Genomic DNA, 25,203 nt, shown 5'->3' on the forward strand with positions numbered 1-25,203 from the left:
AGGTTGGGGATAGGGCGGTATTCAGTTGTCGGTGCGCTGACGTATCTCAAGTTCGGTGACGGTGGCGGTTCCTTCGCCGGCGAAGACGCCGATCCTCCCTGCCGTCAGGTCGTAAATCCTGGTGCTGAGCGCAACCTGACGGTCGACGACGGCGACGCAAATGTCGCCGTCGACGATGACCTCAAGGGTGTGCTCGCCCGGGGTGAGGTCGCAGGGCCGCTCGAGCTCGATGTCGAAGGGGACGTCGCCCGAGACATGCCACTGTGCGTCCCCGGTGATGGTGCGCGGCCAGCGGTCGAAGACAAGCCGCCCGCGTTTGGGTTCCAATCGCAGAACGTAGGACTGGTCGCCGTCGTGGCTTGAACGCAGCAACAGCCCGCACTCGGTGGTGTTGGCGGCGATGTCAATGACAGCTTTGGCGTAGAACTGCTGGGGCAGTTCCTCGGCGGAGATCATGGCGGTGTAGCCGTCCGGCACGTGGAGCCGAGCGGGTAAGGAACTGGCAAGGGACACGGGGACGTCGTCCCAGAAGCTCTCCACGAGTTCATCTGCGAACGAAAAACCCAGTGAGCCGTCGGGGTTTTGGAGGGCTTCCAGCACGGACATTGTTCCGGCCCACTGCCATGGACCCTGATCTGCGTTGCCTTCTTTACTGGCAATCCATCCGAAGAAGAAGCGCCGTCCTTCCCGCTCTGCGGTTTTTGACGCGTAGAAGGCACGGCCGTCGATGCTGTCCAATGCGGGCACGGTCCAAGGCCCGTCGGGGCTTTTGGACATGCGGTACCGGGTGGTGAACGATTCCGAGAATTCGGAGTACACCATGTACCACCAGTCTCCCCACGAGAAGACGTCCGGGCATTCGTGGGTAATGTACCGACGCGGATCCCAGAACGGTTCGGTGTGCTGCCAGGTCATGAGGTCCGTGGACACACACTGTGCGATGACGCCGCGGCGACGTTCCGGACCGGTTGAGTGCCTTGCCGCGAGAAGCATCCGCCACTGGTTCTTGCTGTCGTCCCAAAACACAAAGGGATCGCGCCAGTCACCGGACTCGTAGCCGTCCGGAGCTCCGAAGGTGAGCTCGGGGTGTTTTTGCCAGGTTCCCATACCGTCAGTGCTCGTGGCGTGCATGACCAATTGAAGGGGTGCGCCATCCGGGCCGAGGTTGCGGGGGTTGTGGCCCGTGTAGAACAAGTGATGCACGCCGGACTGGTCCGTAATGATGCTGCCTGTGTAGGCGTTGAAGTCCAGGTCGGTTTCGCTGCCGTGCTGCAACGAAACGCCATGGTCCTCAAACTGGGTGAGGTCCTTTGTGGTGACCAGGTTCCATGAGGTGCCAGGTTTAGGGGTGGAGCGGTCTTCGTGAAGGTAAAAGAGCCAGAACTCTCCGTCCTTCTCGAAGGGGATGAGGTCCCCAACCCAGCCGTTGGCGGGTTGGAAGAAGACTGAGCGTTTCATCTGCGCTGATGTCCATTCTGCTAAAGCGTTTGATCATTGAAAGCTAGCGTGTATTTCCAGAGCGTTCAAGCGTTTTAGCAAAATTAGTTCCTAACTTTTTTACTCTTGCTAAAACGCTTGACCCCATCCAGGCAATGCCGCTAGGGTCCTGCATAGCTTCGGCTTCCCACACCGCATGAACGACTCTTTGGCGCGCTGTTGCGCCGAATCTTGAGAGGAACGAATCAATGACGTACGAAATCTCTCGACGCACTGCACTACAGGGCGCAGGCGCCGGCGCCGTCGCGCTGTTCTTGAGCAACGCCGCCCCTATAGCCGCGCACGCCCGGACATCACTTCGGGCCGTCTACCATATGACTCCACCATCGGGCTGGCTATGTGATCCGCAACGTCCCGTCCATACCAACGGCGCTTACCAGCTCTACCATCTCCACTCCGGTCAGAACAACGGCCCGGGCGGATGGGATCACGCAACTACCAGTGACGGCGTGGCCTTCACCCACCACGGTGTGGTGATGCCCTTGCAGCCCGACTTCCCGGTGTGGTCGGGATCGGCAGTGGTGGACACCGCGAACACCGCTGGTTTCGGTGCGGGGACGGTAGTCGCGCTGGCTACTCAGCCAACTGGGGGCATTCGAAAGTTTCAGGAGCAATACCTCTACTGGTCAACCGACGGCGGTTACAGTTTCTCCGCTCTCCCGGACCCGGTGATCGTGAACACTGACGGACGGACTGCCACCACCCAAGCTGAGATTGAGAACGCAGAGTGGTTCCGTGACCCGAAGATCCACTGGGACGGGACACGCAATGAATGGGTATGTGTGATCGGACGGGCGCGGTACGCAGCGTTTTATACTTCAGCAAACCTGCGGGACTGGAACTGGAAATCCAACTTCGACTACCCGAACCACGCCCTGGGAGGTATCGAATGTCCTGATCTGTTTGAGATGACCGCCGACGACGGCACGCGGCATTGGGTGTTTGGCGCGAGCATGGATGCATACAGCGTCGATCTGCCTATGACCTTTGCCTATTGGACGGGTACCTGGAACGGCACGGCATTCATTGCTGATGACCTCACGCCGCAGTGGCTCGATTGGGGATGGGACTGGTATGCCGCCGTGACGTGGCCCTCCGTCGAGGCTCCCGAAACGAAACGCCTGGCCACCGCTTGGATGAACAACTGGAAGTACGCCGCCCGCGACGTGCCTACAGATGCCTCCGATGGTTACAACGGGCAGAACTCCATTACGCGTGAACTGCGGTTGGAGCGCCAGTCCGGAGGCTGGTACAGCTTGCTCAGTGCCCCGGTTGGCGCGCTGCAGGGTTATGTCACCGCAACTACGTCCTTGCCCGATCGCACGGTTAACGGCAGCGTGGTACTGCCATGGAACGGGCGTGCTTACGAGCTGGAGCTCCACATCTCCTGGAACGAGGCCGCCAACGTTGGGGTATCTGTTGGCCGTTCCCCGGACGGTTCCCGTCATACCAATATCGGCAAGTACGGCGACGAGATTTACGTTGATCGTGCGCCTTCAGACCAGGGCGGGTACACCCTGGTGCCATACACTCGGGCTGCAGCGCCTATTGATGCCAACGCGCGGTCAGTCCACCTACGAATCTTTGTGGACACGCAGAGCGTTGAGGTGTTTGTGAACTCGGGACACACCGTGATTTCACAGCAGGTTCACTTCGCAGACGGCGACACAGGGCTTTCACTGTATGCGGACGGTGGCCCCGCGAACTTCAGCGGAATCACCATCCGGGAGTTTGGCAATCCGCTGTAGCCGGGCTGTAGCCGGCGGCCTCAGCGCTATGCGCCGTGCGGCCGCGCATGGGCGTGATGGCCCGAGCGGACCTTCAGTGAGGATGGTCGAAAACGGTGGACGGCGCGCGGCTCGCGCCTTGGATGACGGGGGTGGCGTGCTCTGGGCTTGTGCTCCTCCTCGGCACGCGACGAGGGAAGCAGTGCCAAGGGCAGGATGGTGGCTCCGAGCCAGACAACCACTCCGATAAGCACTAAGAGGATGGCTGAAGTGGGCTCCATGAACTAAGCATAGGCACAACTGTCATCGTTTATAAGTACCCTGATCACCCGTGCGGATGGGCAGGATCCTTGACAAGTCCAGCGGTGCCACCACACTGATTCCATGTACAGGAACAGCCGCGTATCAGCCCAGTTTTCCGTGTCCCTTGATGGATTCATCGCCCGCGAGGATGACGGAATCGGCCCTTTGTTTGATTGGTACGAGGCCGGATCCGTGGAAACCTGGATGCCCGGCCACCCTGTGCCGTTTCACCTCAGCGAAGCCGACGCCGACTACTGGAAGTCACTTCCGACGGAGGGCGCATTCATCTCCGGCCGACGTATCTTCGACGTGGCAAAGGGGTGGGGCGGTCACCCGCCCAATGAGTCACCCACGGTTGTCCTGACGCACCGCGAACCCCCGTCGGACTGGCCACCCGTCCGGCGGGATGGCAAGCCCGTGCCGTTTGAATTCGTAGGGGACCTGGAAACGGCACTGGAGCGTGCCGCCCACCTGGCGGTTGGTAGTGAGATTGGCGTTGCCGGCGGGGATGTGGTGCAGCAGTGCTTGCGCCGCGGCGTGGTGGACGAACTCCGTGTTGACCTGGTGCCGGTACTGCTCGGAAGCGGAATCCGTTGGTTTGGGGACTTGGCAACTGACATCGTGCTCGATGATCCCGTGATCGTTCCCGGAACCCGCGTCACCCATCTTGTCTATCAAGTACGCCCGCCGGGTCCGCGCTAACGTCACGAATGCGAGGTTATCCACAACCGGAGAAACAGCGTACGACGGCGGGTGCCTGCTCGCGCTAGGCTGGTCACCTCGGCTGATGCAAGTGGCCGCAGGAACCACAACGCGGAGCCACTTCTTAATGTCCGATCACCTTGCCCTGACCGCCTTGGCGGCCTCTTCCTTTTCCTTGCCTGAGCTTCGCGACGGCCAACTCGCCGGAATGACAGCCCTCGTAGAGGGGCGTGATGTCCTGGCTGTCATGCCCACCGGGTATGGCAAGTCTGCTGCGTATCAAGTCGCAGCGCTGCACCTTTACAACCAAACGGGCCGGCCCGCCGTCGTCGTTTCTCCCCTCATAGCCTTGCAGGAAGACCAACTGGACGGGTTGTCTGAGGACTTGGGTGAGGGCACCGCCGTCGCCATCAATTCATCCCGGACTGATTCAGAGGTGGAATCAGCCTGGCAAGCAGTTGAGTCCGGCAAAACGGTCTTCCTGTTCCTCGCCCCCGAGCAATTGGCCAAGCAGGAAACGGTGGAACGGATCGCCAAGCTGGACATCACTATGTTCGTAGTGGACGAGGCACATTGCGTCTCCTCCTGGGGCCATGACTTCCGGCCGGACTACCTCGAACTGGGCAATGTCCGCGAACGTCTGGGTAAGCCGCCGGTCATAGCCCTCACCGCAACGGCGTCCCCACCCGTGCGTGACGAAATCGTGAAGCGGCTCGGCATGACAGAGCCGCTGGTCCTGGTTCGAGGTTTCGACCGCCCCAATATCAGCCTCGACGTTGTCCGGCACCAGGAGGATAAAGGCAAACGAAAAGCCGTGGTGGAACAAGTCGTAGGGCTTGCCAAGGCGGAGGGCCTGGGGCTGCTTTACGCCGCCACCCGCAAGGACACCGAGAAGTACGCGGCCAAGCTGACAGAAGCAGGTCTTCGTGCAGAGGCTTACCATGCAGGCCGCACGGACACCGACCGGGAGAGCATCCATGAACAATTCCTGGATGACCAATTGGACGTAGTGGTTGCTACCACTGCCTTTGGCATGGGCATTGACAAACCCAACGTCCGGTTTGTGGTGCACGCGGATATTCCGGAGTCTTTGGACTCTTATTACCAGGAAATCGGCCGGGCCGGCCGCGATGGTGAACCGGCAGCTGCGATATTGCACTACCGTGCCGAGGACTTGGGGTTGCGTAAGTTCTTCGCAACCCACTCGCCGGACGCGGAGTCGCTCATGACCGTCCTGAAAGTCATCAAGAATGCCGGCGCGCCTGCTCCCAAGACGGCCTTGGTAGAGCTCAGCGGTTTCCCTGCCCGCCGCGTCACGGCACTGGTAAATCAGCTGGAGGAAGCCGGCGCGGTGACAACAGGTAAGCGGGGCACGCGGCTCAGCTCGAAGGCCAAGCCGGCCACACTGGTGGACCGCGCCGTCGAGCTGGCTGAGGCACGGCAGCGTGTGGACCAGTCGCGGCTCACCATGATGCGAGGTTATGCCGAGACGGATGCCTGCCGTCGTCAGTTCCTGCTGGGCTACTTTGGGGAGGACCTGCCGGAGCCTTGCGGAAACTGTGATGTATGCGCTGACATTCACGACGACGCCGGGCCGGGTTCCGCCGGACACCCCACCTCAGACGCAGAGAACCTGTTTCCGCTGCAGTCCACTGTGATCCACAAAGAATGGGGTCCGGGCCTGGTGATGCGGCACGAGGACGATGTCATGACTGTTCTGTTCGAACAGGAGGGCTACAAGACCCTGTCCCGCACCGCCGTCGTTGAGCATGAATTGCTGAAGCCTGCCTAGGTGCGGGCCGGATGCCGCTAAATAAAGGCGGCCAGGGAAGTCAGGTATTGAGCTCCAGCATGAGGGCCGGCAGTTCGTCAGCGAGCTCCCGGGCCAGGAACCCCAAGGGGCCGAGCTTGCTGGCCAGACGGTCGGCGGCGGCCGCGTGAAGATGGGTGCCCCAGCACGCGGCTTGGGCATCACTGGTACCGCGTGCACGGAGTCCGGCGATGGCCCCTGCCAACACATCGCCGCTGCCTGACGTCCCCAAGCCGCCGTAGCCGGTGGTGATTTTCCACAGCATCGAGTCCTCCGCGGGCTCCGGAGCGGCGATGTATCCCTGGCAACTCACCACCGCATCAAACCGCCGGGCGACCTCAGCAACATCAGCCCCAAGATCCTCCACGTCCCTGCCCAGAAGAATTCCGGTTTCCGTGGGGTTCGGAGTCAGGATCAGCCGGCCACGCCACGGTCCCAACTCATCCTCGATCTTCACCAACCCGCCCAAGGCATAGGCATCAAGAACGACGGCGGGAGCTCCGCCGTCGTCCGTGGCACCGCGGGGTTCCTCCCGCTCCAGCAGCGCTCGCAGCAGCGATTCGGCGAGTTCCGGATCATCCAAACCCGGGCCGATCAGCACGGCGTCAGCCCGTTTCAAGTACGACGAGATCCTGTCCAGTCCTTCACCTGTCACGGACCCCTCGGCGGTCTCGGGCAGGGCGATTGAGCCGCACTCCGGCAGTGCAACTCCCACTTGCACCGCTACGGATTCGGCCACAGCCAAGGTAATTTTTCCCGCACCCGCACGAAGGGCTGCGGTCCCGGAGAGCAAAGCCGCGCCGGGGGTCGCCCGGGCTCCACCAATGACCAACACTGCACCGCGTGAGTATTTGTCTTCTCCGGGCGCCGGCAGGGGCCAGTCACGCAGAAGCGATGGTGTCACCAGTGTGGGGGCGCTGGAATCACTGTGGGTGGACACTGGCGTCTCCGGCGTGCTCTGTGACGGTGACACCCTGTTCCGTGAGGTGTTCGGCTACATTGAAGCTCTCCAGCTTCCAGGGCCCAACGCCCGAAGGCCGCACGTACCGGGTGATGGATGCATTCAGCACTGATGTGGTCGCTGCAAGGTCAAGAATTTCGTGCTCGGACATGCCTTCCAGAACATAGCGGACAAGCAGGATGACGGCATCATGGCAGACCAGCATCACCCGGTGCCCTGTTCCCAGGGTGTTGAGCTCATCCAGGATTGAACGAAGGCGGAGTGCTACGTCAGCCCACGATTCCCCGCCCGGCGGCCTGTAGTAGAGCTTGCCCAGCCACAACCGCCGCTCGGCTTCGTCCGGATATCGGGTCTCCACGCCCAAACGTGTAAGCCGGTCCAAGATGCCCAGTTCCCGGTCGCGGAGGCGTTCATCGGTGAGCACCTTCACGGGCCAGCCGGCAGTCTCAACAGCGATTTCCGCGGTCTGCCTGGCCCGTGCATAGGGGGAGGAGACAACTGCATCCGGGCGGAGCTCATCGGCGATCCGGGCCAGTGCCGTTCCCAGTGCTTTGGCCTGATCCCTTCCGGTACCCGACAGGTTCACATCAGCGTCCCTGGCTGGAACATCAATCACTTCGGCTCCGGCCAAACGAGCCTCGGTTGCGGCCACGTTGCCTTCGCTCTCGCCATGCCGGATCAGGAGTAACTCCACAGCGCCGGCCTCCTGCACTGCGTCCGTCAGCCCGTCCTCATTCACAAAGATCACCCTTTCGCGTGCGTCGCCGAATGCAGAACACTACCCACTGCGTACCCACCGGACCAGAAGATAAACGGTCGACGACGATCGCGAACCCTGTTGTCAGGAGATGGAGTGAAGTAAGTTGCTCGCATGGAGGACTCATACCCAGTCATCATTGTCGGTGCCGGATTCGCAGGCGTAGCAGCAGCCAAGGAGCTTGGGCGCAAGGGTGTTCGCGTCTTGCTGATCGACTCGAACAACTATCACCAGTTCCAGCCGCTCCTTTACCAAGTGGCGACCTCACAAATTGGAGTGTCAGCCATCGCCCGGCCACTTCGTTCGGTATTTCGCCGCTACAAAACAGTCAAGGTTCTGACGTCGAAAGTGGAATCCGTTAGCGCCGCTGAGAGAGTGGTCAGGACTGCTGATGGTCGCGTCATGCGTGCCGATATCCTGGTCATCGCGGTCGGGGCGGTCCCGAACTTCTTCAATACGCCCGGCGCGGAAGAGCATGCCTTTCCGCTGTATTCGGTCACGGATGCCACGAGGCTTGGGACCGGCCTCACGCGGTTGTTGGACCAGGCTGACAGAAACCCCGACGGGTCTGTGGACGTAGTTGTGGTGGGAGGCGGGCCCACTGGTGTTGAAACGGCTGGAGCAATGGCCGAAAACGTCAAATACGTTGTGAGCAAGTACTTCTCGCCGGAGCTTGCGGCGCGCTGTCGGGTGCATCTGGTGGACATGGTTCCCAGTGTCCTGAACATGTTCTCCAAGAAATCCCAAAGGTACGCCACTGATCATTTGAAGAAGGTGGGAGTCCAACTTCACATGGGTGTGGGCGTGACTGAAGTGCGGCAGGACGGAGTGACTTTGGCGGACGGGAGTTCTGTACCCGGACAAATCGTGGTGTGGGCGGGGGGCCTGAAGGCGGGCGACCTCATTGCCGGTTCGGGTCTTGCCCAAGGGAGAGGCGGGCGTATAGATGTCCGTCCTGACTTGACTGCCCCCGATGCGGAAGGCGTCTACGTCATTGGAGATGCAGCCAACATCACGGATTCAACGGGCGCAAAATTGCCGCAACTGGGTTCGGTCGCTCAACAGGCCGGAAAATGGGCGGCAAAAAACATCCTCGCGGAGCTCAGCGGTGGCAGCCGGACGCCTTTCCGTTATGTGGACAAAGGCTATATGGCAATGGTGGGGCGCGGTGCCGCAGTGGCAGAGCTGGGCCGCAAGCGCCTCCAGCTGCAAGGCATCTTTGCCTTCCTATCTTGGCTTTTGGTGCACCTCGCGCTGTTGTCGGGGCTTCAACAAAAGATCCGGGCCTTGTTCTCCTGGCTCAACGGTTATCTCCTCCACAGCCCTGCACAGGTAGTGGTCAGCGGGCCGATTGAGAAGGAACCAACGGAACAGGATCCGCCAGGGGCATTGCCTTCAAAGGAGTCTTGACGAGGACTCGCTTTTGTACGTCCTGTGGGCCAGGAATGCGTGGGCAACAAGAAGTATGCCACCGAGGGCAAGCGGAAAGACGTGCAAGGGGATGGACAGCAGGATCAACAGCACTCCGACGGCGGCGGCCATGACGTCGCGGATGCGGGGTTGAACAGGGCCGCGTACGGGAACCCCGGATTCCAATTGTCGGGCCAAATCCGGGTCTTGGATGAAGAGCTCGCGCTCAAGCTGCTGCAGTACTTTGCGCTCCCTTTCTGAAAGTGGCATGGGAGTTCCTCCTAAGCGCTACGGCTCCTTTGTGCGGTTGGCGGGTCAGCTGGTTTCGCGGGCGAACCTGATTTCCAGTGACTCGATAAGCTAAGCATGCTTACTATTCAGATTTCAAGCATGAATTTGGCTGCGGCAACGAGCTCGTATTGCCGACTGTATGGACGCTTTGGAGGCTGGGTTCGTGCGGAGGGAGACCCGCTTGAGCGCCCAAGCTGGGAAGATAGCAGGAGGAACCCCGAACAAGGAGCAACGTATGACACTCAAAGAGCGCTTGAAAGCCGACGTCGTCGACCACATGAAGGCAGGCAACAAGACCGCCCTTACTACTGTCCGCAACGTGCTGGGCGAGATTACCACCCGCGAGAAGTCCGGGAAGACGCCGGTGGAGCTGGACGACGCCCAGGTGACATCATTGCTCCAAAAGGAAGCGGCCAAGCGCCGGGACACAGCCCGCATCTACACGGAGGCCGGGGAAACTGACCGTGCAGCCGCCGAAGTCGCTGAGGCTGAAATCATCGAGGCTTACCTCCCGAAGGCCCTCACCAGGGAAGAAGTAGAGGCGATCGTCGACGACGCCATCCAGGCACTGAAGGCTGACGGTCAGGAACTCTCCATGCGCTCCATCGGAGCCGTCATGAAACCCGTCACCGCCAAGGTTGCAGGACGTTTTGACGGCAAGACTGTCAGCGAGATCGTGCGCGGACGCCTGGCGTAGCGAGCTCAGCTGACACCAAGCAGCCACCGCAAAGTCTCCGCGTTCCGCACGGCGTTACCACCACCGTCGTTATTGAAGTAGACGTAGACATCCTTGCCGGCGCCGTCCCACTCCCGAACCCGGTGGGCCCACCATCCAAGATCGTCATCGGAGTAAGAGCCGCCGTAGAGGTGCTCATGGTCCGGGCCGTGCAGTCGAACGTACACAAATGGTGCGGTGGCCCGGAGGATGCACGGCAGATGCGCGCCACTCATGATGCAGTAGGCAGCACCTCGGCGTTCCAGCAGGGCATACACGTCCGGGTGGTCCCAGCTGTCATGGCGAAACTCGACGGCGATGCGAATCCACTGCGGAACGGTGGCCAGGAAGTAGTCGAGTCGTGTGTCGTCGCGCTCAAAATCAGGTGGGAGCTGAACCAGGAGCACCGCCCTCTTGTCGCCGAGTTCGTGCCAGCAGCGGACAATCCGTTCTACCCAAATTTCCGGACCATATAGTTTCTTGCCGTGCGTTAGGCCCCGTGGCGCTTTCACCGACATGGCAAAGCCGGCCGGGAGCCGCTCCCTCCAACTCGCGAAGGACGTATCGCGAGGCCATCGGTAGAAGCTGGCATTCAGCTCCACGGTGTTGAATCGCGCGGTGTAATGGGCCAGACGCTTGGCGACAGGAAGGCCCGGGGGATACAGCACGTTCTCCCAATGGTCGTAGCTCCAGCCCGAGGTGCCGATGTGGATGCCCATGCAGTGGATGGTAGCTGGTTATTCCCCAGTCGGGGGAGGAGTGGCTGGCAGGACTAGCGCCGCCCGGTAGTCCTCGCCATCAAAGCTTGGAGGTCTTCGGCGACTTTGGCTACCTCACGCTGCCGTGAGCCTCGCGCAGGCTTTGATCCATGTGTTGCCTGTCGAGGTGGGCGGTTGGTGGCACGGGCCTGGCGGTGGTTTTGAGGATCACGTACAGGTGCGTCAACGGTGACGGTGCCCTGCAGGGGATCGTGGAAGAGAGGGAAGTCCATAGTCCCCGATCCTGTCAGAAGCGCCCCGATACCGATATGGACAGGTGCATACGGTAGCCAGGGGCTGCTGTGCAGATGTCCATCGATCGCACTAAGTTCGGGCAGCCGGCGTCCGGCCCGGCGGCGTCGAGCCTAACCCCACAGCGCCTTCTTCAGCAGCGCCCTGAGCTGTACGTTCTCTTCCTCACTTAGTGCCGCGAGTTGGGTCTCCTCGCACACTTCCAATGCCGCCCGTGCCTTGTTGTGGATCCGCCGACCCTCGGCTGTGGAGACGATGATCTTGGCTCGGCGGTCCTGCTTACCTTGGGCTCGTTTAACCAGTCCGCGGTGTTCGAGGTCATCTACGAGGCTGACCACCTGGCTCGGATCCAGGCTGAGGAAATCGGCGAGCTCACGCTGGGTGGGTTCCAGTCCGCTGCACGCGAGCGTCAGCACGGAGAAAGAACGCTCCCGGAGTCCATAGTCGGCCAGTGCTTTGTTGTTCAGGAGTGACCCTGTGGCATGCAGTTTGGCCAGCAACAGGCCCACATCACTGCCAATTTTTGCTGCGGCCAGGCGCGGGGTTTCCACTTCGATGCTCTGCGGGCCCATGACAACTCCAATAGTAATGAAAAACAATCGTTGACTTTTTCAATGATCCGTATTCTCATTGATCCTGACAAGGATCTCACGACGCAGTGGGATTGGCCTCACCGGCTCCTGCCGGTAACTGCATGCGAAGGAGCACGTCATGAGCTTGAACGGCAAGGTTGCAATCGTCACTGGAAGTGGACAGGGTCTTGGACTCGCTTACGCGAGGGAGCTCGCCAGCCAGGGTGCCGCCGTCGTGATTAACGACGTGAACGATGAGACCGCTGCAGAGGCTGTTGCGCAGATCGAGGCCGACGGCGGCCGGGCCACCGCCGTGGTGGTTCCGGTTGGAGGTACTGATGCGGCGAAGGCTTTGGTGGCCGGCGCTATCGCCGCGTTTGGCCGTTTGGACATTCTGGTGACCAACGCCGGGATTTTGCGGGACAAGAGCCTGTTGAAGATGACCGATGAGGATTTTGACGTGGTCATCAGCGTGCACTTGAAGGGCACGTTCACGTGCGTCCGTGAGGCCTTCGCGTACTTCAAGGAAAACAACATTGCTGGCCGGATCATCACCATCGGTTCGCCCACCGGTCAGCGCGGCAACTTCGGGCAGACAAACTACGCTGCAGCAAAGGCCGGGATTGTGGGCATGGTTCGGACCTGGGCCCTTGAGATGAAAAAGGCTGGCGTGACCGTCAACTCCGTGATCCCGGTGGCCGCTACGGCCATGACCAAGACCGTTCCGTACTTCCGGAAGGCTGTTGAGGCGGAAGAGCGGGGTGAGGCGATGCCGTCCTTCTTCCGTCACGACCTCGGTTTTGGAACGGCCGACGACGTCGCCGGGCTGATCGCGTTCCTTGCCTCAGATGCGGCTGCCGGGATTACCGGCCAGGCGATCGGTGCCGGGGGTGACCGGCTGCAGGTTTGGACGCACCCGACGGCGGCGAGCACCGAATACCGTGAGGGCGGCTGGAGCTACGAGGCACTGAAGGAAAACGCCGACTCGCTGTTTGGTCCGCAGGTATTGCAGAGCTTCGGTGAGGAATTCCTGCCGTTGCCCGCTGAATTGCAGCCCGAGCCGGCTAAATCTGAAGCGGCTAACCCAGAACCGGCGCAGGCTCGCTGATCATGGCCGACCACTACGAACTGGGCATCGACGCCTCGGCAGTGGATGCGATCGACATGCACGTCCATCTCGAAGTGGACAGCTGTGGGCATGGCTCACTCCCGGAAGCCCTGACGGAGGCCTCGGCAAAGTATTTCAAAGCCGAGGACCGGACACCGTCGCTGGACCGGATCGCCGAGGTGTACCGCGAGCTGAACATGGCCGCCGTCGTCTTCACTGTTGACGCCCGGACCCAGCTCAAGCACGAGCCCAACAGCATTTCGGAACTGGTCGCGGGGGCAGCGCGGAATAACGATGTGTTGATTCCATTCGGGAGCGTGGATCCCCGCACGGGTGAGGACGCGATCGCCGGCGCCAAGCATCAGGCTGTTGAACTTGGTGCCCGTGGGTTCAAGTTCCACCCGTCGCTGCAGGGCTTTGACCCCTCCAACGAGACGTTCTACCCGCTCTGGGAAACCCTCCAGGAACTGGGGCTTCCGTGTATTTTCCATACGGGCCAGAACGGTATGGGTGCGGGCCTTCCGGGCGGGTACGGGATCAAGCTCGCGTACTCGAACCCTCTGTTGCTGGATGCTGTGGCCGCTGACTTCCCGGGGTTGCAGATCATCATGGCCCACCCTTCTGTACCGTGGCAGGACGAGGCGAACTCCATCGCGACGCACAAGTCCAACGTGTTCATTGACCTGTCCGGCTGGTCACCGAAGTACTTCCCGGAATCGCTGGTTCGTCTATGCAATTCGGCGCTGCAGGACAAGGTGATGTTCGGTACGGACTTCCCGCTGATCACGCCGCAGAAGTGGCTCGGTGCGTTCGCTGACCTGCCACTCAAGGATGAAGTGCGGCCCAGGATTCTCAAGGACAACGCTGTCCGGCTGCTCGGGTTGGGTGGTTGAAGTGACCACTACGGTGAGCGCGACGGCGGCGGGTGTGGACCAGCGGCTGTACTCCGCGGCGGATTGGTACGACGCCGAAGCGCTGCTGACCACTGATGAACGCCAGGTGTTGGGCCGGCTGCGAAATTTCCTGGACGCCGAGGCAAGGCCCTTGTTGGCCGAGTACTGGGAGCGTGGTGAGTTCCCGGAACAACTCGTGCAACCTTTGATCGACCTTGAACTGATGGAACCGGCTGACCTTACCTTCGAGGCACCCGCAAGGGGGATTTACCACGGCTTCCGGATCTTCGAACTCGCCCGCACGGACGCATCGTTGGCCACCTGGTACACAGCGCAGGCAGGGCTGTTCCGGACCGCGATCCGGGTGGGGGCCTCCGAGGAGCAGCAGAAGCAGTGGATGCCCAAAGTCATCGACTTCTCGCTCAAGGGTGTCTTCTCACTGACTGAACCCGAGCACGGCTCGGACATCGCCGGCGGACTGTCCACGATCGCCCGCTTCGAAAAAGACTCCGACGGCGGCACTTGGGTTTTGGATGGCGCGAAGCGGTGGATTGGAGGTGCTTCTACAGCCGACGTGTTGTGTGTGTTCGCCCGCGACGCCGCCGACGGACAGGTCAAGGCGTTCCTCGTGGACCGAACTGCTGCCGGTGTCAGCTTGGAGAAAATCCAGGGAAAGACCTCGCTGCGGATGATGCAGAATGCCCACATCGCGCTCAACACCGTAAGGGTTCCCGAGGCCATGCGCTTGCATAACGTGACTTCGTTCAAGGACGTGGCCGCAATGCTGCGCGCGATGCGCTCCGACGTTGCGTGGATCGCCACCGGCATCCAGGCCGGCGCGTTCGAGGCTGCGTTGGCGTACGTCAAAGAACGCCGGCAGTTCGGCCGCTCGCTGGGATCCTTCCAACTCGTGCAGGAAAAGCTGGCACGGATGCTTGGAAACATCACCGCATCACTCTCGCTGGTGGTTCGGCTCACCGAACAGCAGGACCGGGGGATCTATAGGGACCAAGATTCGGCCCTGGCCAAGATGCAGACAAGCCTGATGATGCGCGAAACCGTAGCCCTTGCCCGCGAAGTGGTAGGCGGTAACGGCATCACTCTCGCCGCCGACGTCGCGCGTTTCCATGCCGATGCGGAAGCCGTCTATTCGTACGAAGGCACCCACGAGATCAACGCCCTCATCATCGGCCGTGCCCTAACAAGCGAGAGTGCGTTCGCCCGCTAATCCCTTTCTCAAACCGCAAGACCACAACTACCAGGAGGCAACGATGCCCAATCTCGTCGTCGATTTCGACACCCTGCTCACCATGTCCGGCAAAGACCTTGGCACCACTGATTACCGTGAGATCACCCAGCAGCAGATCAACCTTTTCGCCGATGCGACGGATGACCAGCAGTGGATCCACACCGATCCTGAACGCGCCAAGGAGGGTCCCTTTGGAGCCCCGATCGCACATGGCTTCCTCACACTGTCCCTCATCATCCCGTTCTGGGGAGAACTCTTCGACGTGGACGGCGTGACTACCAAGGTCAACTACGGCCTGGACAAAGTCCGCTTTACATCCCCGGTCAAGGTCGGCTCCAAGGTCCGTATGCAGGGCGCCATCGCTGAGGTTACCGAAGTCAAAGGCGGCGCCCAGATCAAGGTGAACGCCACCATCGAAATTGAAGGCCAGGAGCGTCCCGCCGTCGTCGCCGAGTTCCTGGCCCGTTTCTACAAGTAGGAACCTTTTCTACAAGTAGGAACGGTTTCTACAAGCAAAATCCCCAATCCCTTCCCTCCTCTCCCAAGGAACAGCCATGTCAGGACACACTGCGCTCGCACCGTCGAGCACGGCCGCAAAGCGCAAAGAGGCGCGCACGGTCATCATGTCCAGCTATCTGGGCAGCACCATCGAGTTCTACGACTTCCTGCTGTACGCAACGGCTGCAGCGGTAGCCTTCCCCAAGGTGTTTTTCGCCGGTACTGATGAGTGGGTGGGCGTCGTGGCCGCGTATGCCACCTTCGCTGCCGGCTATGTTGCCCGCCCTTTGGGTGGCATCATCTTCGGGCACTTCGGCGACAGGATCGGCCGCAAGGGCATGCTGATCATCTCCATGGCGATGATGGGTATTGCCTCCACGTTGATTGGCCTGATTCCCGGAGCCAACGTCATCGGTCCTTGGGGTGCCGTGATTCTGGTGGTCCTGCGTGTCTGCCAGGGAATCGCCGTCGGCGGTGAATGGGGTGGGGCCGCACTCATGGCTTTAGAGCATTCGGATCCCAAGCGGCGTGGCTTCGCGGCGTCATTCGTGAACGCCGGTGCCCCGACGGGCGCAGTGCTCGGCACCGTGGTGATGGGAATCTTCTCGGCCCTTCCTCAGGACGCGTTCTTGGCCTGGGGCTGGCGTGTGCCGTTCCTGTTGTCCTTCGTGCTTTTGATCGTGGGCATGTTCGTCAGGCTGCGGGTTTCCGAGAGCCCGATCTTCGCCGAAGCTGTCGCCAAGGAAAGTTCCCAAGCCAGCAAACGCAAGATCCCGCTGCTGGAAGTGCTGAAGCGTCCCAAGGCGCTCATCATGATCATGTTTGCCGGTGCCGCCGGATTCGGCCTGCAGGTAGTGCTGCCCACGTTCTCAGTGACCTATGCAGTATCCAAGGGCGCACCTCAGCAGGGCGTGCTCTATGCATTTGCAGGCGCCTCGGCCATCTCCATCCTGTTCGTCCTCCTGGGCGGCAGGCTCTCTGATCGCTTCGGACGCCGCCCTGTCATGGTTACCGGCCTGGCATTGTTCATCCTTTACCTGTTCCCGATGTTCGGGATGCTTAGCTCCGGCAGCATCGCCTTGGTCTTCCTGGCTTTCACAGTGGCGCTGATCCTGCATTCTTCCCTTTACGGACCGCTGGCAGCGTTCGTTTCCGAGCAGTTCGGCACCACCAACCGCTATACCGGTGCTGCCGTTGGTTACCAGTTGGCAACCCTGATCGGTGCTGGTTTCACCCCGGGAATCGTTGCCGGACTCTACAAGGACGCCGGCCAGAGCATCGTCCCGGTGGTGGTGTTCCTGTCCGTCATGTCGCTGGTATCGATTGTCTTCATCCTGCTGACGCGGGAGTCTAAGAACAACGACCTTTCTACGGTCAGTTAGGAGTACCGCACCATGGACAACAACGGAGTTGGATCCTGGCTGCACCGGCGCCGGATCAAGTCCGGGACCAAAACGGCTGTCATTTCCGGTGGGAAGACTTTGAGCTACGCGGACCTCGCAGACAGGACCGACCGCCTGGCCAACGCCCTCAAGGGCAGGGGAGTGGCCAAGGGGGACAGGGTGGCTTACCTCGGCGAGAATGACCCGTCTTTTGTGGAGACGTTCTTCGCCTGCGGACTGATCGGCGCGGTGTTCGTCCCGCTCAACACTCGTTTAGCGGCCCCTGAGCTGCAGTTTCAACTGCAGGACTCAGGCGCGCGGCTCATGGTCAGTTCAGCTGCCTTGGAGACCGTAGCCACCGCATCCTCCCTGGACACAGAGGTAACCCACCGTCTTGTGGTGGTGCCCGACGACGTCACTGAGACGTCCGCTCTCAAGCTGCCATCCGGCGTCGGGCATTATGGCGAGGTGCTTGAGGCCGAATCTGCGACACTGCCGGATGAAGCCGTAACGCTGGACGACGCCGCCATGATCCTCTACACCTCAGGTACCACCGGCAAGCCCAAGGGGGCGCTCCTCACCCACGGAAACATCACCTGGAACTGCATCAACACGGTGGTGGACATGGACCTGAACCGCAACGACGTGGCGCTCATGATTTCGCCGCTGTTCCACGTAGCGTCCCTGGATATGGGCCTGCTTCCGATGCTGCTCAAGGGCGCAACGGTGGTGCTTGAATCCAAGTTCGACGCCGGCCGCGTACTGGAACTGGTGGGGCAGCACAAGGTCACCACGCTCAACGGCGTCCCAACCACGTTCCAAATGCTCTGTGACCATCCCGGATGGTCGACGGCGGACCTTACGTCCTTGGACAAGCTCACCTGCGGCGGTTCCGCAGTTCCGCAGAGGGTGCTGGACGCGTACGAGCAGCGCGGCATCGGGTTTACCAGCTGCTACGGCATGACTGAAACCGCGCCCGGGGCCACAATGTTGCCAGTTTCGGCGTCCAAGGAGAAGGCTGGCTCTGCCGGGCTGCCGCACTTCTTTACGGACGTGCGGATTGCCGATCCCCTGGGCGGCGTTACCGGCCCGGGGGAGGTGGGGGAGATCCAAATCTCCGGCCCCAACGTGATCAAGGAGTACTGGAACCGGCCGGAGGCCACCGCCGAAAGCTATTCCGATGCGTCGTGGTTCCGCTCCGGTGACATGGGCTACCAGGATAGCGAAGGCTTCCTGTTCGTCTCCGACCGGATCAAGGACATGATCATTTCCGGTGGGGAGAACATCTACCCGGCCGAGGTGGAGGCTGCCATTGCGGAGTTGCCCGCTGTAGGGAGCGTAGCCGTGATCGGAGTTGATGACGAGAAATGGGGAGAAGTGCCGCGCGCAATAGTCACTTTGCGTGAGGGTGAATCCCTGACGGAGGAACAGCTGCGCTCGCATCTTGATGGCCGGCTGGCGAGGTACAAGATTCCCAAGTCAGTGGTGTTCGTCGAGGAGATGCCACGAACAGCCAGCGGGAAAATCCGGAAGATGGACCTTCGAAAGCAATACGCCCGGTGAGGACCATCCCGGAGCCGCCCACGCTGACGTTCCTGGCCACCTTGAAAGTCGACGTAGGTGAACCAATTGATGCCGGTATCACTCCGGAGGGACACCGACGGATCGTGCCCATCATGGGGGGCACAGTAACCGGGCCACAGTTACAAGGGCGTGTAATGCCGGCAGGGGCGGACTACCAAATTCTCCGAAGTGCCGAACTGACGACGCTGGATGCGAGGTACGCCCTTGAGCTCGATGGTGGAGCCGTGGTTTACGTACATAACGTGGCTCTCCGCCACGGGGCCGCGGAGGACCTTGCCCGGCTTAACAGGGGAGAAGATGTGGACCCCGGATTGATCTATTTCCGGTGTACCCCGCGGCTTTCCACTGCCACACCGGAATGGGCCTGGCTAAACCACACGATTGCGGTGGGAACGGGGCGGCGCCGCCCGGATGCGGTGGAAATCGACATCTTCACAGTCGGCTAGAGCAACGGAAGATGCTGTTCCAAAAAGGCGGGCCGGGACGAAATATTCCGTTACCAAGCTAAATCCGGGTTAATTTCCTCCATCGAACTGCCTAATTCGCTGTTGGGGCATTACGATAAGCACGACTCACTCTGAGTAAGACGCTTCGTCACAACTCACACCTAACCCGGGGGATATACCAATGAGCACATACCCGCAACAACCGCAACAGACCGAGCAGTACGGTGCACAGGCCGGCGAGCCGCCGCTGTGGGCTCCGTACTACGGCGCCCCGATCGGCGCCGCGGTAAAGCGTTTCTTCAAGAAGTACACAGCATTTAGTGGCCGCGCCAGCCGCAGCGAATACTGGTGGGTCGCCCTTGCATTGGGCGTCATCGGGATCGTCCTGCAAATCCTCACCGGCATTCTCGGTGCCGCAGGAGCAACTGTCAGCGCCGATGGAACCAGCACGGTTCCAGGTCCCGGGGCCGTCGTCGGCCTCATCCTCATTTTCGCCTTCTACCTGGCGGTCCTTATCCCGTCCATCGCACTGTTGGTTCGTCGTCTGCACGATGGCAACTTCAGTGGCTGGCTGGCGCTTCTCGGACTTATCCCGTTCGTGGGTGGACTTGCTGTCCTGGTCTTCGCGCTCCTGCCGTCCAACCCGGCCGGTCAGCGTTTTGATCAGCCGACCGCATAGTCAACTACGCATCAAGTAAAGGGGCGGCATTTAGGGTGCCGCCCTTTTTCGTGCCCTCTTGCCGTCCCTTCCTGCCCGCAAGTGCCATGTCCAACCCTTCACAGATGAGGACCATCAAGCGTTGCGCCGTGGTGGGTGCCGGCATCATTGGCGTGGCGGTGGCGAGGGAACTTGCCAACAAGCAGTACATCGTGGAGCGGGCTTTACAGAGTGGCTAGTTTTGCGCAGCCGACAAGATGATAAGCAGCACCAAAGCGTTGTTGACGGAGTGCAGAAGTACGGGTGCCCAGAGGTTTTGGTGGAATCTTTTCAGGAGCGCAAGGGCGACACCGAGCATAAAGAGATAAACGAAGGTCAACAGGACCAGGTGGACAGCGGCAAAGATTGCCGCTGATATTGCCACGGCTGCAAAGGGCCTGCAACGTTGTGTCAACCCGCTAAGGAACGCTCCCCGGAAGAGGACTTCTTCCCAAAGAGGAGTCAACACGGCAACCATGAGGACGGTCAGGCCAATCAGCGGTGCCGGAAGTGCGCCAATCCGGCTTAGCGCACCGTTTGAGGAATTGGCCGCAGTACTATCCACACCCAAGAAGCTGAGACCTGCCAGGAAGAGACCCTGGGCGCAGGCGGAAGCCAGGATAGCTGCCGGAATCTGCCAAAGTAAGTGCAGCATGCGGGCGTCAAGGCGTCGGAATCCGAGCATGCCTGGCGTGAGGTGGTTTCTGCGAATCAAATGTATGTATGTCGCCAGCATTGCGGCTGCTGTTGCCCCTCCGAGGATGACAGGAACAGCGATTTCTTCTATGAAATGCACGAGACCCGACAGTCCTGCTGAAACCACCGCGAGGCCGACTGCGGCAACGTACACAGCGATCCACATTAAGGCCCAAAAGGCCTGTTTTAGTGATATAGGGGGTGGTTGGGAAGTTGCCCCAACATAGTTAACAGAATCAGTTGGCAACAGCATCCCCCGAGTGTTCATCATGCGAGCCTAGCCGAGTAATTAACAAGCTCGTGATCACCCGGAAACTGCCCCCAAACCCAGGGTGGCTATCGTTGCCGCATGATCGGATCTCTGACCTCGCTGGCCACCTCAGTCGGTACCACCATTGCGGCCTGGATCGAGGCCGCCTACGTCCAGGATTGCGCGGCCGAAGAGGACGCTGACGGGCATGGGTACATGAATGACTTGGCGTGGCTCCCGGCCCTCAGCGGTGTCACAGTGGTCAGTGCGCAGGCCATCCAAGCCCACGCCGCGAGGGCGGGCACGGAGTCCTGAAAGCCGCTTGGAAAGCTGCAGAATGTCGCGTTGGGCACACCATTCGTTTATCGCGTGTAACATGCCCTAAACTGCTTCACTGAGGTGCCGAGATAGGCACTATGCAGCAACGAAAGCGAACCCTCAATGGCTACTGATTACGATGCCCCGCGCAAGACAGAAGAAGAGTCTCCCGCTGAATCGCTTGAGGCCCTTCAGGCATCACGTGGGAACACTGCACAGACTGCGGTCATCGACGTCGAGGAAAACGATACGGCTGAAGGAATCGACCTTCCCGGCGCTGACCTTTCCGGTGAAGAGCTGACCGTCATTGTAGTTCCGGAGCAGTCTGATGAATTCACATGTGGCTCCTGCTTCCTGGTCCGCCACAGGTCCCAGATCGCGCTGGAAAAGAACGGTCTTAAGTACTGCAAGGACTGTGAAGGCTAAGTAACGCCTGGGTCTCGTTATCTTGGGTTACGAACACGTGCTCCAAGAGCCCCTGGGCAACCACAAAACGCCCACAAAACTGCCCGCCAATGACCCTCTTGTGACCACACAGGCGCCCATTTAACGGTTGCGCTCCGAAGCGGCCACAACCGACCCAAAGCCCCCTTCGCACTCCTACTGTTGAAGTATCAACTTCGCCTGAAGGGGGCACAAAAAATGAGGAAATTTGGAGCGGGTTTGGCAGCGGTCCTGGCAGCTGCCGGGCTCGGTCTGGTGGCGCCGGGGCCAGCCTCGGCAGCAACATACTGCGGTATTTCGTGGGGTTCCATGGCCAAGGCTGACCTCGACTGGAGCTCCGCCAATGTCACCAATGTTCGCACGGGTCAACAGCCCTGCTATGACCGGTTGGTGATTGACATGACCGGAAAGGTAGCCGGTTACGTGGTTCAGTACGTTCCGGTGTTGACCCAGGACGCCACTGGCTACCCCATCCCTGTGCTGGGGGATGCGGATCTTCAAGTGATGGTGACGGCGCCGTCGTACAACCAGTACAGCCAGCCGACCTACGAACCGGCAGCCAAGGCCGAACTGTCCAACGTTTCCGGGTACCAGACGTTCCGGCAGGTGGTTTACGCGGGCAGCTTTGAGGGCACCACGAGCATCGGGCTGGGCGTCCGGGCCCGCCTTCCGTTCCGGGTCTTCATTTTGGATGGGCCCGACGGCGGTTCGCGCCTTGTAGTGGATGTGGCCCACCGCTGGTAGAAAGCGCTGCCGCTACTCCCCAAAACACGGAAAGCGGCGAGTTCGCGGGAATCTTCCCTGCGAACTCGCCGCTTTCCCACGAACTCGGTGGAAGGCGAACTCGGGCCGCGCTTTACTCCGGAACTACCAAGGCCGGCGTATCCTTCCGGATGGTCTCGCCGCGGAAGAACCCGGGCCGAACACGGGACATGATCAGCATGACCACGGCACCCAAGGCCAGGATCCCGATGCCCAGGACAAACACGAGCCCCACGCCGAAGATCTCCGAGCCGCTGCCGAACTCCGGAGCCCAGCTGTCCACGGCTGTCTGCAGGAACACCACGAACAGGCCTACGCCACCGATCAGCGGGCATACGAGCCGCAGGAAGAAGTTCCTGGCGCTGGAGAACACGCTGTTGCGGAAGTACCAGACGCAGGCGATGGCTGTGAGTCCGTAGTAGAAGCAGATCATCAGGCCCAAGGCCAGGATGGTGTCGTTCAGGACGTTCTCACTGATCACGTGCATCACCGCATAGAAGCCCGCGGATAGGACGCCGGCCGCAATGGTGGCGAAGCCCGGCGTCGAGAACTTCTTGCTCATGTGGCTGAAACGCTCCGGCAGGGCGCCGTAGTGGGCCATTGCCAACAGGCTGCGCGAAGGCGAGGTGAACGTGGACTGCAGGGACGCCGCAGAGCTGGAGAGAACTGCGAGTGACATGAGGATTGCGAACGGGCCCATCACCGGTGACGCCAGTGCGGTGAAGACGTTGGCGTGGTTTTCTTCGTTGTTCAGGCCGATTCCGGTGTCTCCGACGCCTGCGAACATCAACGTCGCGATGGTGATCAGGAGGTAGATGCCCAAGACGATCACGGCGGTCAGGGTTCCGGCGAGGCCGGCGGTTTTCTTGCCGTTGGCGGTTTCCTCGTTCACAGTGAGGCAGACGTCCCAGCCCCAATAGACAAAGATCGACAACGAGATGCCGGCAGCAATCTGCCCAAAGGTCTCTATCTTGGTGACGTCGAACCAGTCCCAGCTGAACGGAACAGCGGTTTCGGACGTGGACCAGTTGGCGAACGCCATGACGACGAACATCCCGAGTACCAGCAACTGGAATCCCACCAGGCCGTACTGGACGATCTTGGTGGTGTGCAGTCCGCGGTAGCTCACCCAGACGGCAAGGGCCACGAAAACGAAGCATGTGGCAACGTTGAGCAGCTTGTTTGAGGCGAGGTCGGCGAGCTCGGGGGAGCCCGTGGCCTGGGCCAGGAACAGGTAGAAGAAGTCCACGGCGACGCCGGCCAGGTTGGAGAGGACAATGATGTTGGCTGCGAGCAAGCCCCAACCACCCATCCAGCCCACCCACGGACCGAAAGCCTTGGTGACCCACGTGAAGGTGGTGCCGCTGTCCGGGGAGTCGGCGTTGAGCTCCCGGTAGGCCAGCGATACGAGGATCATCGGGATGAACCCGATCAGGAAAATGACGGGCAACTGGAGCCCGACTTCATTAACGGTTGGACCAAGCGCACCGGTAAGCGTGTACGCCGGGGCGATGGTTGAAATGCCAAGAACGACGACGGCGAGGAGCCCCAACTGCCCCGTCTTCAGTCCCTTGCCGCTGATGTCGTGCGACTCTGCAGCTTCATTGCCGCTGCGGCGGATTGTCTGGCTCATGTGAGGCCCTTTCTAGATGGCCGAAGGCTGCTGCTGGGTAATGCAGTGGATACCGCCGCCCCGTGCGAAGAGCTCGCGCGCGTCAATACCGACTACGCGGCGTTCGGGGTAGGCGTCGGCGAGAATGCGGAGTGCTTTCTCGTCCATGGGGTCGTTGAAAGTGCAGGCGATAACACCGCCGTTGACCACAAGGTGGTTGATGTAGCTGTAGTCCACAAACCCCTCGTCGTCGCTAAGGGTTTCCGGGGCGGGAACTTCGATGATGTTCCAGTCCCGGCCGGCTGCGTCATGGGTGGTCCGCAGGAAGTCGATAATCTCGCGGGAGACCTTGTAATCGGGGTGCTCGGGGTTCTGCTGGGAATGGACCAGAAGGGTGCCCGGGCCCGGAATCGCGGCCACAATGTCTACGTGGCCGCGGGTGCCGAACTTTTCGGAGTCACGAGTAAGGCCGCGTGGAAGCCACACCACGTGGGTGGCGCCGATGGTGCGGGCAAGTTCCTGCTCGATGTCGGCCTTGGTAAGGCCGGGATTGCGGCCCTGGTCGAGCTGCACAGTCTCAGTGACCAGGACGGTGCCTTCCCCATCAACCTGGATGCCGCCGCCCTCGTTGACGATCCCCGAAGGGAGGTGCTGGGCGTTGGCGCGGCCGCTGATGTCCTCGGCAATGAGCGAGTCCTTATCCCACTTAGCCCAGGCCTGAGCGCCCCAGCCGTTGAAGATCCAGTCCACGGCGCCCAGTTGCTTGTTGGAATCCAGGACGAATGACGGTCCGATGTCCCGCATCCAAGCATCGTTGAGTTCAGCGGTAATTACCTCCACGCGTGGGTCCAGATAGCGCGCGGCTGTGTCGACGTCGTCCGGCGATACCACCATGGTGACGGGCTCGAATTCAATGATGGCGTTGGCCACCGTCGCCCAAGTGGTACGTGCCGCGTGGGCCTCTTCTTCGGTGTCACCCAGGGTGTACCCGCCCGTGGGGAAGGCCATCCAGACGCGGTCTTGCGGAGCCGTTTCCGATGGCATGCGCCAGGCGCTCACGCGGTAGCTGCCTGGGTTGGTTTTGCGCCTGGCTTGGCGTTGGGGTGGACCAGTCCGGCCGGGCGAACATCCGACGCCGGGCGGTTGGCGATGGAAGTTGGGGCTTCCAGGTGTCTGATTTCAATCATGGGGGTTTTACTCCGTGAGACGACTGTCACTAAATGAATAGCGTTCATTTAGTATGACCGGAGTCACCCTTCAGCGCAAGACGCGATCTGGAACCGCTCTTTTGTGACCGGCGTGCGTTCCTCGGAGCGCGGGTCGCGCCGGCAGGTCCCGCGTTCGTTCGCTCCGCGAGCGGTTGACGGGGTGAGCCGCACGGACAAGGGCGGGGGCAGGGGGCAGGGCGGGGCGGGCTGGTTGGTTTTCCACATAGGAGAATTGCTGTCTTATTGCGCCTTCTGCTGGCTGGAAGAGTGGGGGCATGGAGCAAATACCGGAGGACGAGAC

The 25,203-nt window shown here is 60.9% G+C and carries 28 protein-coding genes; 16 read left to right on the forward strand and 12 right to left on the reverse strand.

Features of this window, described 5'->3' with window-relative positions; translation table 11 throughout:
• Positions 1-21 precede the first annotated feature (21 nt).
• A complete protein-coding gene (locus ACIQTW_RS21015) occupies positions 22-1,458 on the reverse strand; it encodes a family 43 glycosylhydrolase (RefSeq protein WP_402941218.1) in 1,437 nt (478 codons plus the stop codon).
• Positions 1,459-1,685: 227 nt separating this feature from the next.
• On the opposite strand from ACIQTW_RS21015, the gene ACIQTW_RS21020 reads away from it, so the two are divergent.
• Positions 1,686-3,245: a glycoside hydrolase family 32 protein gene (locus tag ACIQTW_RS21020; protein WP_402941221.1), complete on the forward strand. Its 1,560-nt coding sequence runs from the start codon at positions 1,686-1,688 to the stop codon at positions 3,243-3,245.
• 26 nt (positions 3,246-3,271) lie between these two features.
• On the opposite strand, the gene ACIQTW_RS21025 is transcribed toward ACIQTW_RS21020, so the two are convergent.
• Positions 3,272-3,505 (reverse strand): hypothetical protein, encoded by a 234-nt coding sequence (locus ACIQTW_RS21025; RefSeq protein WP_402941223.1) that lies wholly within the window; start codon positions 3,503-3,505, stop codon positions 3,272-3,274.
• A 103-nt stretch (positions 3,506-3,608) separates the two neighbouring features.
• Here ACIQTW_RS21025 and ACIQTW_RS21030 point away from each other — a divergent pair, with 103 nt between their 5' ends.
• Together ACIQTW_RS21030 and ACIQTW_RS21035 are read left to right on the forward strand one after the other, a co-directional pair.
• Complete coding sequence (locus ACIQTW_RS21030; RefSeq protein ID WP_402941226.1) at positions 3,609-4,229, forward strand: dihydrofolate reductase family protein; 621 nt, start codon at positions 3,609-3,611, stop codon at positions 4,227-4,229.
• A gap of 127 nt (positions 4,230-4,356) precedes the next feature.
• Positions 4,357-6,021 (forward strand): RecQ family ATP-dependent DNA helicase, encoded by a 1,665-nt coding sequence (locus tag ACIQTW_RS21035; RefSeq protein WP_402941228.1) that lies wholly within the window; start codon positions 4,357-4,359, stop codon positions 6,019-6,021.
• Positions 6,022-6,061: 40 nt separating this feature from the next.
• On the opposite strand, the gene ACIQTW_RS21040 is transcribed toward ACIQTW_RS21035, so the two are convergent.
• Positions 6,062-6,979 (reverse strand): NAD(P)H-hydrate dehydratase, encoded by a 918-nt coding sequence (locus tag ACIQTW_RS21040; RefSeq protein ID WP_402941231.1) that lies wholly within the window; start codon positions 6,977-6,979, stop codon positions 6,062-6,064.
• Positions 6,963-7,748, reverse strand: coding sequence for a histidine phosphatase family protein (locus ACIQTW_RS21045; RefSeq protein WP_402941233.1), 786 nt, complete (start codon positions 7,746-7,748; stop codon positions 6,963-6,965). The genes ACIQTW_RS21040 and ACIQTW_RS21045 overlap by 17 nt, the downstream gene beginning before the upstream one ends.
• Positions 7,749-7,871: 123 nt before the next feature.
• Between ACIQTW_RS21045 and ACIQTW_RS21050 the strand changes: the two genes are divergently transcribed.
• On the forward strand, positions 7,872-9,167 hold the full coding sequence (locus ACIQTW_RS21050) for an NAD(P)/FAD-dependent oxidoreductase (protein ID WP_402941235.1): 1,296 nt from the start codon (positions 7,872-7,874) through the stop codon (positions 9,165-9,167).
• Here the strand turns inward: ACIQTW_RS21050 and ACIQTW_RS21055 are convergent.
• The gene (locus ACIQTW_RS21055) at positions 9,153-9,437 is read right to left on the reverse strand and encodes a DUF3040 domain-containing protein (RefSeq protein WP_402941237.1); all 285 of its coding nucleotides are present in this window, start codon (positions 9,435-9,437) and stop codon (positions 9,153-9,155) included. The genes ACIQTW_RS21050 and ACIQTW_RS21055 overlap by 15 nt on opposite strands.
• A 256-nt stretch (positions 9,438-9,693) precedes the next feature.
• On the opposite strand from ACIQTW_RS21055, the gene ACIQTW_RS21060 reads away from it, so the two are divergent.
• Positions 9,694-10,155, forward strand: a complete 462-nt coding sequence (locus tag ACIQTW_RS21060) for a GatB/YqeY domain-containing protein (protein WP_402941240.1) — start codon at positions 9,694-9,696, stop codon at positions 10,153-10,155.
• A 5-nt stretch (positions 10,156-10,160) separates the two neighbouring features.
• On the opposite strand, the gene ACIQTW_RS21065 is transcribed toward ACIQTW_RS21060, so the two are convergent.
• From ACIQTW_RS21065 to ACIQTW_RS21075, 3 genes are all read right to left on the reverse strand, one after another.
• A complete protein-coding gene (locus ACIQTW_RS21065; RefSeq protein WP_402941243.1) occupies positions 10,161-10,892 on the reverse strand; it encodes a DUF72 domain-containing protein in 732 nt (243 codons plus the stop codon).
• 53 nt (positions 10,893-10,945) lie between these two features.
• On the reverse strand, positions 10,946-11,164 hold the full coding sequence (locus ACIQTW_RS21070; RefSeq protein WP_402941246.1) for a hypothetical protein: 219 nt from the start codon (positions 11,162-11,164) through the stop codon (positions 10,946-10,948).
• Positions 11,165-11,296: 132 nt separating this feature from the next.
• Positions 11,297-11,755, reverse strand: coding sequence for a MarR family winged helix-turn-helix transcriptional regulator (locus ACIQTW_RS21075; protein WP_402941248.1), 459 nt, complete (start codon positions 11,753-11,755; stop codon positions 11,297-11,299).
• Positions 11,756-11,894: 139 nt separating this feature from the next.
• Between ACIQTW_RS21075 and ACIQTW_RS21080 the strand changes: the two genes are divergently transcribed.
• The 8 genes from ACIQTW_RS21080 to ACIQTW_RS21115 all read left to right on the forward strand — a co-directional run bounded on the left by ACIQTW_RS21080 (position 11,895) and on the right by ACIQTW_RS21115 (position 19,594).
• The gene (locus tag ACIQTW_RS21080; protein ID WP_402941251.1) at positions 11,895-12,863 is read left to right on the forward strand and encodes an SDR family NAD(P)-dependent oxidoreductase; all 969 of its coding nucleotides are present in this window, start codon (positions 11,895-11,897) and stop codon (positions 12,861-12,863) included.
• A 2-nt stretch (positions 12,864-12,865) separates the two neighbouring features.
• Positions 12,866-13,756 (forward strand): amidohydrolase family protein, encoded by an 891-nt coding sequence (locus ACIQTW_RS21085; protein WP_402941254.1) that lies wholly within the window; start codon positions 12,866-12,868, stop codon positions 13,754-13,756.
• A gap of 13 nt (positions 13,757-13,769) precedes the next feature.
• Positions 13,770-14,984: an acyl-CoA dehydrogenase family protein gene (locus ACIQTW_RS21090; protein WP_402941287.1), complete on the forward strand. Its 1,215-nt coding sequence runs from the start codon at positions 13,770-13,772 to the stop codon at positions 14,982-14,984.
• Positions 14,985-15,027: 43 nt separating this feature from the next.
• Positions 15,028-15,483, forward strand: a complete 456-nt coding sequence (locus tag ACIQTW_RS21095) for a MaoC family dehydratase (RefSeq protein ID WP_402941257.1) — start codon at positions 15,028-15,030, stop codon at positions 15,481-15,483.
• Between the two features lie 76 nt (positions 15,484-15,559).
• A complete protein-coding gene (locus tag ACIQTW_RS21100) occupies positions 15,560-16,885 on the forward strand; it encodes an MFS transporter (RefSeq protein ID WP_402941259.1) in 1,326 nt (441 codons plus the stop codon).
• A 12-nt stretch (positions 16,886-16,897) separates the two neighbouring features.
• Positions 16,898-18,448 carry an o-succinylbenzoate--CoA ligase gene (gene menE / locus ACIQTW_RS21105; RefSeq protein ID WP_402941262.1) on the forward strand — a complete coding sequence of 517 codons (1,551 nt, stop codon included), beginning with the start codon at positions 16,898-16,900 and terminating at the stop codon, positions 18,446-18,448.
• Positions 18,445-18,915 (forward strand): DUF3237 domain-containing protein, encoded by a 471-nt coding sequence (locus ACIQTW_RS21110; RefSeq protein WP_402941264.1) that lies wholly within the window; start codon positions 18,445-18,447, stop codon positions 18,913-18,915. Before menE ends, ACIQTW_RS21110 begins: the two co-directional genes overlap by 4 nt.
• A 181-nt stretch (positions 18,916-19,096) precedes the next feature.
• Positions 19,097-19,594, forward strand: a complete 498-nt coding sequence (locus ACIQTW_RS21115) for a DUF805 domain-containing protein (protein ID WP_402941266.1) — start codon at positions 19,097-19,099, stop codon at positions 19,592-19,594.
• A 214-nt stretch (positions 19,595-19,808) separates the two neighbouring features.
• Here ACIQTW_RS21115 and ACIQTW_RS21120 read toward each other — a convergent pair whose 3' ends face one another.
• Complete coding sequence (locus ACIQTW_RS21120; protein ID WP_402941269.1) at positions 19,809-20,408, reverse strand: lysostaphin resistance A-like protein; 600 nt, start codon at positions 20,406-20,408, stop codon at positions 19,809-19,811.
• A 249-nt stretch (positions 20,409-20,657) separates the two neighbouring features.
• Here ACIQTW_RS21120 and ACIQTW_RS21125 point away from each other — a divergent pair, with 249 nt between their 5' ends.
• The 3 genes from ACIQTW_RS21125 (at position 20,658) to ACIQTW_RS21135 (ending at position 22,064) form a co-directional block, all read left to right on the forward strand.
• Positions 20,658-20,873 (forward strand): hypothetical protein, encoded by a 216-nt coding sequence (locus ACIQTW_RS21125; RefSeq protein ID WP_402941272.1) that lies wholly within the window; start codon positions 20,658-20,660, stop codon positions 20,871-20,873.
• A 126-nt stretch (positions 20,874-20,999) separates the two neighbouring features.
• Positions 21,000-21,302 carry a DUF4193 domain-containing protein gene (locus ACIQTW_RS21130; protein WP_017199882.1) on the forward strand — a complete coding sequence of 101 codons (303 nt, stop codon included), beginning with the start codon at positions 21,000-21,002 and terminating at the stop codon, positions 21,300-21,302.
• Positions 21,303-21,518: 216 nt separating this feature from the next.
• Complete coding sequence (locus tag ACIQTW_RS21135) at positions 21,519-22,064, forward strand: hypothetical protein (protein ID WP_402941274.1); 546 nt, start codon at positions 21,519-21,521, stop codon at positions 22,062-22,064.
• Positions 22,065-22,176: 112 nt separating this feature from the next.
• Here ACIQTW_RS21135 and ACIQTW_RS21140 read toward each other — a convergent pair whose 3' ends face one another.
• The 3 genes from ACIQTW_RS21140 to ACIQTW_RS21150 are packed head-to-tail and all read right to left on the reverse strand — an operon-like array spanning position 22,177 to position 24,881.
• Complete coding sequence (locus ACIQTW_RS21140) at positions 22,177-23,715, reverse strand: APC family permease (RefSeq protein WP_402941277.1); 1,539 nt, start codon at positions 23,713-23,715, stop codon at positions 22,177-22,179.
• A gap of 12 nt (positions 23,716-23,727) precedes the next feature.
• Positions 23,728-24,753, reverse strand: coding sequence for an agmatine/peptidylarginine deiminase (locus tag ACIQTW_RS21145; protein WP_402941279.1), 1,026 nt, complete (start codon positions 24,751-24,753; stop codon positions 23,728-23,730).
• Complete coding sequence (locus tag ACIQTW_RS21150; protein WP_402941282.1) at positions 24,750-24,881, reverse strand: hypothetical protein; 132 nt, start codon at positions 24,879-24,881, stop codon at positions 24,750-24,752. Before ACIQTW_RS21150 ends, ACIQTW_RS21145 begins: the two co-directional genes overlap by 4 nt.
• Positions 24,882-25,203: the final 322 nt, after the last annotated feature.

This window comes from Paenarthrobacter sp. NPDC090517 (genome assembly GCF_044769165.1).
In the GTDB taxonomy this organism is placed as follows: Bacteria; Actinomycetota; Actinomycetes; order Actinomycetales; family Micrococcaceae; genus Arthrobacter.

Bases quoted from the DNA above. Each gene is read 5' to 3' on its own strand.
- ACIQTW_RS21125 (WP_402941272.1), top strand. From the start codon at position 20,658: ATGATCGGATCTCTGACCTCGCTGGCCACCTCAGTCGGTACCACCATT.
- ACIQTW_RS21095 (WP_402941257.1), top strand. From the start codon at position 15,028: ATGCCCAATCTCGTCGTCGATTTCGACACCCTGCTCACCATGTCCGGC.
- ACIQTW_RS21035 (WP_402941228.1), top strand. From the start codon at position 4,357: ATGTCCGATCACCTTGCCCTGACCGCCTTGGCGGCCTCTTCCTTTTCC.
- ACIQTW_RS21070 (WP_402941246.1), bottom strand. From the start codon at position 11,164: ATGGACTTCCCTCTCTTCCACGATCCCCTGCAGGGCACCGTCACCGTT.
- ACIQTW_RS21025 (WP_402941223.1), bottom strand. From the start codon at position 3,505: ATGGAGCCCACTTCAGCCATCCTCTTAGTGCTTATCGGAGTGGTTGTC.
- ACIQTW_RS21015 (WP_402941218.1), bottom strand. From the start codon at position 1,458: ATGAAACGCTCAGTCTTCTTCCAACCCGCCAACGGCTGGGTTGGGGAC.
- ACIQTW_RS21065 (WP_402941243.1), bottom strand. From the start codon at position 10,892: ATGGGCATCCACATCGGCACCTCGGGCTGGAGCTACGACCATTGGGAG.
- ACIQTW_RS21140 (WP_402941277.1), bottom strand. From the start codon at position 23,715: ATGAGCCAGACAATCCGCCGCAGCGGCAATGAAGCTGCAGAGTCGCAC.
- ACIQTW_RS21030 (WP_402941226.1), top strand. From the start codon at position 3,609: ATGTACAGGAACAGCCGCGTATCAGCCCAGTTTTCCGTGTCCCTTGAT.
- ACIQTW_RS21075 (WP_402941248.1), bottom strand. From the start codon at position 11,755: ATGGGCCCGCAGAGCATCGAAGTGGAAACCCCGCGCCTGGCCGCAGCA.
- ACIQTW_RS21020 (WP_402941221.1), top strand. From the start codon at position 1,686: ATGACGTACGAAATCTCTCGACGCACTGCACTACAGGGCGCAGGCGCC.
- ACIQTW_RS21055 (WP_402941237.1), bottom strand. From the start codon at position 9,437: ATGCCACTTTCAGAAAGGGAGCGCAAAGTACTGCAGCAGCTTGAGCGC.
- ACIQTW_RS21130 (WP_017199882.1), top strand. From the start codon at position 21,000: ATGGCTACTGATTACGATGCCCCGCGCAAGACAGAAGAAGAGTCTCCC.
- ACIQTW_RS21150 (WP_402941282.1), bottom strand. From the start codon at position 24,881: ATGATTGAAATCAGACACCTGGAAGCCCCAACTTCCATCGCCAACCGC.
- ACIQTW_RS21115 (WP_402941266.1), top strand. From the start codon at position 19,097: ATGAGCACATACCCGCAACAACCGCAACAGACCGAGCAGTACGGTGCA.
- ACIQTW_RS21060 (WP_402941240.1), top strand. From the start codon at position 9,694: ATGACACTCAAAGAGCGCTTGAAAGCCGACGTCGTCGACCACATGAAG.
- ACIQTW_RS21085 (WP_402941254.1), top strand. From the start codon at position 12,866: ATGGCCGACCACTACGAACTGGGCATCGACGCCTCGGCAGTGGATGCG.
- ACIQTW_RS21080 (WP_402941251.1), top strand. From the start codon at position 11,895: ATGAGCTTGAACGGCAAGGTTGCAATCGTCACTGGAAGTGGACAGGGT.
- menE (WP_402941262.1), top strand. From the start codon at position 16,898: ATGGACAACAACGGAGTTGGATCCTGGCTGCACCGGCGCCGGATCAAG.
- ACIQTW_RS21100 (WP_402941259.1), top strand. From the start codon at position 15,560: ATGTCAGGACACACTGCGCTCGCACCGTCGAGCACGGCCGCAAAGCGC.
- ACIQTW_RS21135 (WP_402941274.1), top strand. From the start codon at position 21,519: ATGAGGAAATTTGGAGCGGGTTTGGCAGCGGTCCTGGCAGCTGCCGGG.
- ACIQTW_RS21050 (WP_402941235.1), top strand. From the start codon at position 7,872: ATGGAGGACTCATACCCAGTCATCATTGTCGGTGCCGGATTCGCAGGC.